The sequence below is a fragment of the Serratia inhibens genome, from assembly GCF_003591175.1.
Lineage (GTDB): Bacteria > Pseudomonadota > Gammaproteobacteria > Enterobacterales > Enterobacteriaceae > Serratia > Serratia inhibens.
The window spans coordinates 1-1,371 of record NZ_QYYG01000022.1 but is presented as its reverse complement, the minus strand read 5'-3'; the positions used below and the strand labels follow the sequence as shown (position 1 = coordinate 1,371).

General features: G+C 54.9%; 1 protein-coding gene. It reads right to left on the bottom strand.

The annotated features are described in order from the left end of the window. Positions 1-281: 281 nt before the first annotated feature. Positions 282-1,295, bottom strand: coding sequence for an IS110 family RNA-guided transposase (locus tag D4100_RS25455; RefSeq protein WP_119805467.1), 1,014 nt, complete (start codon positions 1,293-1,295; stop codon positions 282-284). Positions 1,296-1,371: the final 76 nt, after the last annotated feature.

The window sequence follows — 1,371 nt, the reverse complement described above, 5'->3', positions numbered from 1 at the left end:
AAAAATCTATGGTCACCCCCGTTTTTGCAAGATGAATTTTGAGGTACAGTGAGCTTTGCTTAAATCTATCCGGCGTCTGTTGGGAAACTAAGCCTGTTCCCGCGCCCCGATGAAAGCCGCGCCTGACGAACCTAAAAAGGGCCTCGGCTACGTAAGCCGATTTTATTGCCAGGTTACTCATCAGGCCAGTGAGCTGTTTGTGCCATCAACACTCTGTCTTCGCAAAACTGGGTGTAACTTACATTACTAACTTAATAAACAGTGGGTTAACGTTTCATACGTTAACCCACTGTTACTTGATAAGCTTCGCGCCGATAACTCAGCGACCAGGCGATCCGTGCCAGTTTGTTCGCCAATGCACACGCCACCACGTTAGAATGCCGCCGCGTCAGCAACGCCCGAACCCATTCTGCCAGCCGGCCTTGCCGTTTCTCCAGCGTCATCATAAATACCCGGGCGCACTGTACCAGCAATCGCCGTAGATTCTTGTCTCCACGCTTGCTGATCCCCATCAACGTCGCTTTACCGCCGGTACTGTATTGCCGTGGCACCAACCCCACCGCAGCAGCAAAATCGCGCCCGCTGGCATAGTGTTTGCCGTCACCCAGTTCGCAATGCAACAGGCTGGCGGTGATTGGCCCCACACCGGGGATAGTCAGCAGGTTCTGCGCAGCCTCATCCTGCGCCAGATGGGCTTCCAGTGCCTGTTCCAGCTCAACAATCTGCTGCCGCAGATAGCCATAATGCGCCTGTAAGCGCATCAGCAATTGCACCAATGCCGCAGGCAATACCTGCTCCGCCAACACGGTGGAAAGCCGCTTAATCACCGCTTCCCCTTTTGGCAGGCTGACGCCGAACTCCAGCAGAAAACCGTGCATCTGATTGGTGGTTTTGACCTTGTCACGTACCAGCGACTCCCGTACTCGATGCATTGCCGCCAGTGTCTGCTGATGCTCTGTATTCGGGGTGACGAAGCGCATTGCGGGGCGCGAAGCCGCCTCGCAAATCGCTTCGGCATCAATGAAGTCGTTCTTGTTGCTCTTGACGAAAGGGCGGACAAACTGCGGTGAAACAAGCTTGGCCTGATGCCCAAATGAGGTCAGTTGACGTGCCAGACAATGGGCACCGGCACAGGCTTCCATCACCACAGAGCAAGGCGGGCAGGTCGCCAAAAACGCCATCAGCCCGGTGCGGGTAAATTTCTTGCGGAAGATGGCATGACCGCTCCGATCCTGTCCGTGCAGGTGGAAGCTGTGTTTACCAAGGTCGATACCAATCAGCGTAACGTTTTGCATGATGATCCCCTTCAGAAAGAAAAACACCCTGTCAGCGTACGCCTCACAGGGTGGGGGTGACCATCTCATTAGGGCC

Excerpts from the sequence above, each read along its gene's own strand:
- D4100_RS25455 (WP_119805467.1), bottom strand. The coding sequence starts at position 1,295 with ATGCAAAACGTTACGCTGATTGGTATCGACCTTGGTAAACACAGCTTC.